The organism is Enterobacter sp. BWH64, assembly GCF_001037645.1.
GTDB lineage: Bacteria > Pseudomonadota > Gammaproteobacteria > Enterobacterales > Enterobacteriaceae > Enterobacter > Enterobacter hormaechei_C.
On record NZ_KQ089924.1, the window covers coordinates 1 to 6,483 of the forward strand.

Annotated in this window: 9 protein-coding genes and 1 pseudogene; 4 read left to right on the plus strand and 6 right to left on the minus strand. The window is 50.9% G+C overall.

Annotated features, from left to right (window positions below; genetic code table 11):
- Window positions 1-176 precede the first annotated feature (176 nt).
- Window positions 177-326, minus strand: coding sequence for a colicin release lysis protein (locus SK50_RS23635; protein ID WP_071992647.1), 150 nt, complete (start codon window positions 324-326; stop codon window positions 177-179).
- Between the two features lie 125 nt (window positions 327-451).
- On the opposite strand from SK50_RS23635, the gene SK50_RS23640 reads away from it, so the two are divergent.
- A complete protein-coding gene (locus SK50_RS23640; RefSeq protein ID WP_071992646.1) occupies window positions 452-805 on the plus strand; it encodes a hypothetical protein in 354 nt (117 codons plus the stop codon).
- Between the two features lie 19 nt (window positions 806-824).
- On the opposite strand, the gene SK50_RS22915 is transcribed toward SK50_RS23640, so the two are convergent.
- Complete coding sequence (locus SK50_RS22915; protein WP_096889074.1) at window positions 825-2,150, minus strand: colicin-like pore-forming protein; 1,326 nt, start codon at window positions 2,148-2,150, stop codon at window positions 825-827.
- Window positions 2,151-2,460: 310 nt separating this feature from the next.
- Here SK50_RS22915 and SK50_RS22850 point away from each other — a divergent pair, with 310 nt between their 5' ends.
- The gene (locus tag SK50_RS22850) at window positions 2,461-2,919 is read left to right on the plus strand and encodes a hypothetical protein (protein WP_032635016.1); all 459 of its coding nucleotides are present in this window, start codon (window positions 2,461-2,463) and stop codon (window positions 2,917-2,919) included.
- A 405-nt stretch (window positions 2,920-3,324) separates the two neighbouring features.
- Window positions 3,325-3,747 carry a cell envelope integrity protein TolA gene (tolA, locus tag SK50_RS22855; RefSeq protein ID WP_023316030.1) on the plus strand — a complete coding sequence of 141 codons (423 nt, stop codon included), beginning with the start codon at window positions 3,325-3,327 and terminating at the stop codon, window positions 3,745-3,747.
- Between the two features lie 119 nt (window positions 3,748-3,866).
- On the opposite strand, the gene SK50_RS23980 is transcribed toward tolA, so the two are convergent.
- From SK50_RS23980 to SK50_RS22865, 4 genes and pseudogenes are all read right to left on the minus strand, one after another.
- Window positions 3,867-4,082: an MbeD family mobilization/exclusion protein gene (locus tag SK50_RS23980; RefSeq protein ID WP_029590204.1), complete on the minus strand. Its 216-nt coding sequence runs from the start codon at window positions 4,080-4,082 to the stop codon at window positions 3,867-3,869.
- Window positions 4,083-4,088: 6 nt separating this feature from the next.
- Window positions 4,089-4,580: an MbeB family mobilization protein gene (locus tag SK50_RS23985; protein ID WP_000096688.1), complete on the minus strand. Its 492-nt coding sequence runs from the start codon at window positions 4,578-4,580 to the stop codon at window positions 4,089-4,091.
- A 34-nt stretch (window positions 4,581-4,614) separates the two neighbouring features.
- Window positions 4,615-5,319 (minus strand): annotated as a pseudogene (locus SK50_RS24310) (relaxase/mobilization nuclease domain-containing protein); the annotation flags it as partial.
- Complete coding sequence (locus SK50_RS22865; protein ID WP_180241484.1) at window positions 5,258-5,581, minus strand: MobC family plasmid mobilization relaxosome protein; 324 nt, start codon at window positions 5,579-5,581, stop codon at window positions 5,258-5,260. The gene SK50_RS22865 and the pseudogene SK50_RS24310, both read right to left, overlap by 62 nt.
- A 646-nt stretch (window positions 5,582-6,227) precedes the next feature.
- Between SK50_RS22865 and SK50_RS24315 the strand changes: the two genes are divergently transcribed.
- Entirely contained in the window at window positions 6,228-6,362 is a 135-nt protein-coding gene (locus tag SK50_RS24315; protein WP_048230020.1) for a hypothetical protein, read from the plus strand.
- The last annotated feature ends 121 nt before the right edge of the window (window positions 6,363-6,483 follow it).

The following is a 6,483-nucleotide window of genomic DNA, read 5'->3' on the forward strand; positions in this document are numbered from 1 at the left end:
CGGCTACACTGAAAGGACAGATTTGGTGACATGTCTCGCACAAGACTGTTACCTGGTTCAGAAACTTGCCGGTTTCTGATCCTTCGAAAAACCACCTTGCCGGGTGGTTTTTTCGTTTACAGAGCAAGAGATTACGACTCATCGCAAAAGATCTCAAGCAGATCCTTTATGGATCGTTACCTATTCGTACCACTGTCGAGCGTAACGCCCGTTACTGTGGATGTTGGAGAAACTGTACCACCTCCAGTATCTCGGACGTTATTCACTTGGCATGCTGCGAGAATCATCGATACTATGACGATTCCCGAGAAAAAAGATATTCGCATATTCTATCCTTCTTTTTATTATTTTAGGCTACATTTATAATAACTTTCGGTCTTACAATTCATCCATTGTCCAAAGACAGTTTTTTAGATAAAATCAAGAATGCATTTCAACTTAAACAAAAAAAATGACTATTAAATATTACTTAAAACATTGTCTCTGGGGTTTGATTGGCTGCGGATATCTTACTTACTTAATCTTGACAGATTTAAATAGTGGAGACATTTATCCAGCTTATGCGCCTTATATGCCTTACATAGCTAGCTACTTAGCGGTAAGTGCAGTCATCTTCCCTTTTGCTTTTTACACCACAGAACAATTATCATTAAAAAAAATGAAAAGAGAAACATGGGGTAATTATTTCGGTTCAGACAGCCCATCTTGGGGTGCTTTCATTTTTGTTTATATTTTTTGCGTACTGTTATCAGTTCCACTGTTTTTTATTTATCCTTTCATTAATAAAAACCGTCCGGGTAACTAGCACCCCGGACGGAAACTGGCTACATGCCTAACGATGTATTAATTGCACTCAAAACTTTTTCGTTACTAAATAAGACACCAGACAGGGTCATGACAATACCAAAGCCCACAATCCCAAGTGGCGCACCTGCTGCCGCAAAAGCAATCGCAGCTAACTGTCCAGCCGTATTAGTTAAAGCAATAGATTCAAGCTTGTTGATGGCATCGTTCCAATTACCTGTCTCAATACCTTTTTTTACCGCCGCACCTAAATCAGCAAAATCCATCGCCTTATTAAAGTGCCCTAAAACCTTTGAATACGCGGCCAATTGTTTTGCCATGGCTGCCTGATCGAGAGATTTAAACGCATTCGCGATCGCCGCCTTATCTGCTGCGTTCAGTTTGTTTACAGCAGTACCCTTATGTTTATCAAACAAAGCAACCGCCTCAGGCACACTACGGATTTTTGCACTACGAGCCTGGGCAGCCAGTTCCTGCGCAAGGCGAGCAGCCCGTTCACCGAATTTTTTCGAAATTGACTCGAAAAAGGCTGTAGTAGTGGTAATCGCATCTTTCATATCAGCAGCTGATGCCACAGCACTGTCAGCCTTCTGTTTGTTTGCTGTGGCATTAGGTAAAGCCTTTTTAGCATCATCCAAAGCTTTCTGTGCAGCGGTAATTTCAGAATGGCCATTTGCTAACGCCTTTTTAGCGTTATCGAGCTCACTCTGTGCAACTTCAGACTGATAACCGGCATTCAAGGCATTATAACGCCCGGGCCCACCCATATCATTCAGGAAATGAGCCAGCTCATGCGCACGAGCAGTGGCCTTATCTGAAGCCTGTTGCTTCGTGTTAACATTGGCTTCAAGACTAGGGATTTTCGCTTTTGCTGTATTCAGACGTGTTTGCGCCTGACTAATAGCCGCATTTGCTTTCGACAGAGCAGCTGCGGCATCTTGGGCTTTTGATTGTGCATTCTTCAGCGCGTTATCTGCGAGGGTTACACGGCTTGGGGATGTCGCAGGCACCCCCGTCACACCGGAATGTTCACCTGGCTCGGGTTTCATGTAAGAACGATCGAGCAGAGAATTAAGTACTCGCACAAGATGAGTTGGAGAAACGTAAGCAAGTTGCGAGTTATCTGCCGTCAGTTTAATACCATTCATATAAGCATAGCCGGCAGCGTCGGTTGTCAGGTCTCCCCAAGGGGTATGTTCAACAGTTGATGACGAACTACCAGATGAAGAATGATCTCCAGCATGACCATTATCTCCGCCCCCTGGCGTAGTGGGGTCAGAACCCCGCTCAGAACTCCAATTAGTACCATCCCCTACACTGTTACCACCATAATTAAACCCAGGCATAATTTTTCCCTTTTTGTTTTATTTTTATTAGAAATCAGGTGTGCGGTTTTATTAGAAATCAGGTGTGCGGTTTGTTGCCTGCCGTTTCCGCAGCGCGCTGTTATAAGTACTCTTCCACACCATAATACTGTATATATAACAATGTGTTTATATACAGTACATCTAATACTACGCCCGAAAAAAGCACATCGTCAACATGATTTTTTTGTGGTTTTTTCACTTCCTGCGGACAACCTTAGATATGCCATGTTAAAACAGAAATATAATCTGCGAGCTCAACATGAGACATACAGGAGACACGGTAATTTTTATGGCTTGGCACACCGTAAAGGACACACTAAAACTGACCGGTCGTTCGCGATCCCAGCTGTATCGGGACATGAAAAAAGGCCTTGTCAGTTACCGCACAGGGAAAGATGGACGGCGAGAATTCGACACCAGCGAGCTGATTCGGGCTTACGGTGAACTGCGGACGGAGGAGACAGTCAAAAGGCACAAAAAGGGACAGCAAGAAATTGACGATACTCCAGCTGAACACCCGCAACTGAAAGAGATACAACAGCAGTTAACTGCCCTGCAGCAGACGGTCACATTGATGTTGGAGGATAAAAGCACTCGCGAAGCCGAACTCCGGCAACACGATGAGGAGCGGACACAGCTGCTGGCCGAAATCAGCCGACTGAATGAAGATCTGGAGCAGGAAAAAAAACGCAGCCTCTGGTCCAGGTTGTTCCGACGTGATATTGAGGAGAAAAATCGTGAAAAATGACAGTTTGGAGAACGTCATTCATGAAGCGGATACACGGGAGAAGCATCTGTTCAGATACTGGCGATGGTGTCTGAAGTGGGGGATTTGGTTTATGCTGGCGTTGTACTTGCTCTGGTGCTATGTCACCAGCTGCTGACAAACGATTTACCATAACGTCTCATTACGCGCACCGCTCAGACGGCCTGAGGGCATTTCCGGCGGCTACGGGATAAAACAGGCAACAAACCACCCGGAAAACCGCCAGAAACGCACCTGCCAGGTTTTATCGGCATGCATGACTATGCAGAAAGATGCATGATTCTTAATCTGACGGGAAACGGATGGCGAGAGCGTGATTTCTGATAGTTTACTTTGGTTTAACCACAGAATTATGATGGCTCCTTTATGTTAACAAGGAATGCCGCGATGCCTTTATCAGTACGCTTTTCACCATTTATGTTCTTTATCCCGCTGTTTTTGACGGCATGCACTGCCTCTCCACATACAAGCGTAGAAAAATCGGCAAAAGCAGAAACAACCCAGCCCGTTGACGACCTGCTAGGGGATTTAAAAGCAGGTTCAAGCGATAATGTCGCCAGTTATGCAACAAAAATAAAACACGCCGTCGAAGAAAAGATGTACAAACCTGAATCATATAAGGAGCAGAAATGTACTATTCGGCTCTTACTCGGGCGCGATGGTTTAGTTATGGGCGCAACAGCGGAGAGCGGGGACTCAGAGCTTTGTAACGCAGTAATGATGGCTGTTAAACAAGCGAATATTCCTCCTGCACCGGATGAAAAAACTTGGCAGGAATTCAGAAATACCTCTCTAGATTTTTCATACTGAAAGATTTCCCCTGCTGGAGGTCAGTCACAGTGTCGGTCCCCGGTAGGTTTTCTGCGGCTGCCGCTCCAGCTCCAGTGTTTTCTGATACTGATTATCTCTCTGCCGGCGCTCGATGGCATTCAGTTCCCGGACAAGCGGCGCAGCTGCTCGCTTAAACTCAGCACCTGCGTGCTCAAGTCCGACACGCGCTCGTTCAGCATCGCGTTCTCCCGTTGCATAAGACCACACATGCTCCGCCATTCCGCGAAGGCGCTCTCCCATTCGTCCAGCCTTTGTGAGTAGTCCTGCTGTAGCTGCTCTAATGCGCTCAGCAACTGCTTTTCCAGCTCTGTCATTTTCCGCTACTCCTGTTTCAGGCGGATCCATGTCGTCCCGTCGTAAGGGATGGCTTCGGTTTGCATCCCCGGCGGCAGGATAAGAAACCTCCGGCCGTCGCTGCTCTCCTGATAGCGCACTCCCCACGTCCGGGCGGTCATTTTCGCCAGGGTATCTTCCTGCTGACGAAGATGCGTGTAATTGTCGGTTATCTGCTGCCCCTGCCACCACAGAATGCTCCCGCTCGTGCCGATCAGCAGCGCTGACACCATCAGGATGGTGAGCCATGTCCGCCCGGCAGTCCGCAGTACGCTCCGCCGGTTTTTCTCCATCGCCTCGCTCATACTCTGCTCGTGGGCGAGGATGGCGTCGCTGATTCTCCTCGCGCTTGCGCTCAGTTCCGCTCTGACAGACTGCTCGTGCTCGCTGAATGCGGCTTTCAGCATCTCGCCGGTACTCTGCTGCTGCGCTTTCGATTGCTGCTCTAAGTCCTTCGCCAGCGTTAAAAGACTGCTCATAGATGGCTCCCTTCAGTCGGATGTTTCGCCCCCCGTCCGGGTCGGCAATGCTGATACTGCTTTTCGTGGTGCGCACCACCTCAAAACCTGACCGTTCCAGCGCCTCAGTGACGTCCTGACGGCTTTTCAGCTCCCCGGACGAAGCAAGGGTCAGCAGTCCGCGCGTGATGGCTTCTGCGGCCTCCTGCTTCGTTTTCGGAAGTCCGGACGGCGTGACCAGCGCCCGGCGGTTTTCCGGCGCGTTCGGGTCGTGCAGCCCCAGTCTGCCGTTCACGATGGTCTGCCAGGCATCGATGCGCGGCCGGTCGGCGCGGTCGTAGTACGGCTGGAGCCGCCTGCCGGTCAGCAGCTCGGTATTGGGGATCAGAAAGTTCAGCTCCAGACGCCCCTTGTCCTCGTGCTCCACCCACAGAATGCTGTACTGATCTTTATCAAGTCCGGGCATCAGAACCCGCTCGAAGCTGGCCATCAGTTTTTCCCGCTGGCCGGGAGGCAGATCGGCCTCCGCAAACGACAGGACGCCGGAAGTGTATTTCTTCACGTAAGGCGACGCGTCAATCAGCTCCCGGACTTCTTCCGGCTTCCCCTGCAGGACGGTGGCACCATCACGCTGCCGGTCTTTACCCAGCAGGTAGTCCACCGGCCCGGCGCCACCGCCGCGACCGCGTGGATGAAATTTAACGATCATCGTCCGTTCCTTTCTCAAGAACGGCGTGCCGCAGCCGCTCAAGTCCGGCATCGATGGTCATCAGCGCCGCCACAATCTGCACCCTGTCATGGCCAGTGCCACCGCCGGCGTTAACGCGGCGGGCTATCTGGTTCAGGTTGTTGCCCATGCCGGCAAGCTGGCGCAGCAGCGCCGGCGAGATCGAGGGAAGCTTTCCGGTACGCGCAGGCTTTTCGTCCAGGCAGGTCTGCCGCATCCACGCTGCCAGCTGCCTGCCGTCGCAGCGCTCAAGCAGCCGCCGGTGCTCGTCCTCCGTCACCCACATGGTGAGCATCTTGTTCCGTTTCTCTGACAAACCGGTCTCCTGATAACGCCGGGACGGGCGGGAAAACCTTTCCCGGTCGGCCGGGGTTGGACAAGCCGCAGGCGCGTCAGGCTTTTGGCGGGTTTCGGGGCGCAGCCCTGAACCAGTCACGTAGCGCTAGCGGAGTGTATACTGGCTTAATATGTTACGGCGGAGTAACACTTTATGAAAGTGCTTCATGTAGCAGGAGAAAAAGGTGGCACCAGCGCGTCAGCAGAATATGTGATACAGGATATATTCCGCTTCCTCGCTCACTGACTCGCTACGCTCGGTCGTTCGGCTGCGGCGAGCGGAAATGGCTTACGAACGGGGCGGAAATTTCCTGGAAGATGCCAGGAAGAAACTTAACAGGGAAGCGAGAAGGCCACGGCGGAGCCGTTTTTCCATAGGCTCCGCCCCCCTGACAAGCATCACAGAATCTGACGCTCAAATCAGTGGTGGCGAAACCCGACAGGACTATAAAGATCCCAGGCGTTTCCCCCTGGTAGCTCCCTCGTGCGCTCTCCTGTTCCTGCCTTTCGGTTTACCGGTGTCATTCCGCTGTTATGGCCGCGTTTATCTCATTCCACGCCTGACACTCGGTTCCGGGAAGGCAGTTCGCTCCAAGCTGGACTGTATGCACGAACCCCCCGTTCAGTCCGACTGCTGCGCCTGTTCCGGTAACTATCGACTTGAGTCCAACCCGGAAAGACACGAAAAAACGCCACTGGCAGCAGCCACTGGTAAGCAGGTTGTGCGAGAGATGTATTGAGAGTACTTGAAGTGATGGCCAGACTGCGGCTACACTGAAAGGACAGATTTGGTGACATGTCTCGCACAAGACTGTTACCTGGTTCAGAAACTTGCCGGTTTCTGATCCTTCGAAAAACCAC

What these genes read in the sequence shown, in the direction of transcription:
- SK50_RS23640 (WP_071992646.1), top strand. Translation starts at nt 452, where the DNA reads ATGACTATTAAATATTACTTAAAACATTGTCTCTGGGGTTTGATTGGC.
- SK50_RS23980 (WP_029590204.1), bottom strand. Translation starts at nt 4,082, where the DNA reads ATGACAGAGCTGGAAAAGCAGTTGCTGAGCGCATTAGAGCAGCTACAG.
- SK50_RS24315 (WP_048230020.1), top strand. Translation starts at nt 6,228, where the DNA reads ATGCACGAACCCCCCGTTCAGTCCGACTGCTGCGCCTGTTCCGGTAAC.
- SK50_RS22850 (WP_032635016.1), top strand. Translation starts at nt 2,461, where the DNA reads ATGGCTTGGCACACCGTAAAGGACACACTAAAACTGACCGGTCGTTCG.
- SK50_RS23635 (WP_071992647.1), bottom strand. Translation starts at nt 326, where the DNA reads ATGCGAATATCTTTTTTCTCGGGAATCGTCATAGTATCGATGATTCTC.
- SK50_RS22915 (WP_096889074.1), bottom strand. Translation starts at nt 2,150, where the DNA reads ATGCCTGGGTTTAATTATGGTGGTAACAGTGTAGGGGATGGTACTAAT.
- SK50_RS22865 (WP_180241484.1), bottom strand. Translation starts at nt 5,581, where the DNA reads ATGCTCACCATGTGGGTGACGGAGGACGAGCACCGGCGGCTGCTTGAG.
- tolA (WP_023316030.1), top strand. Translation starts at nt 3,325, where the DNA reads ATGCCTTTATCAGTACGCTTTTCACCATTTATGTTCTTTATCCCGCTG.
- SK50_RS23985 (WP_000096688.1), bottom strand. Translation starts at nt 4,580, where the DNA reads ATGAGCAGTCTTTTAACGCTGGCGAAGGACTTAGAGCAGCAATCGAAA.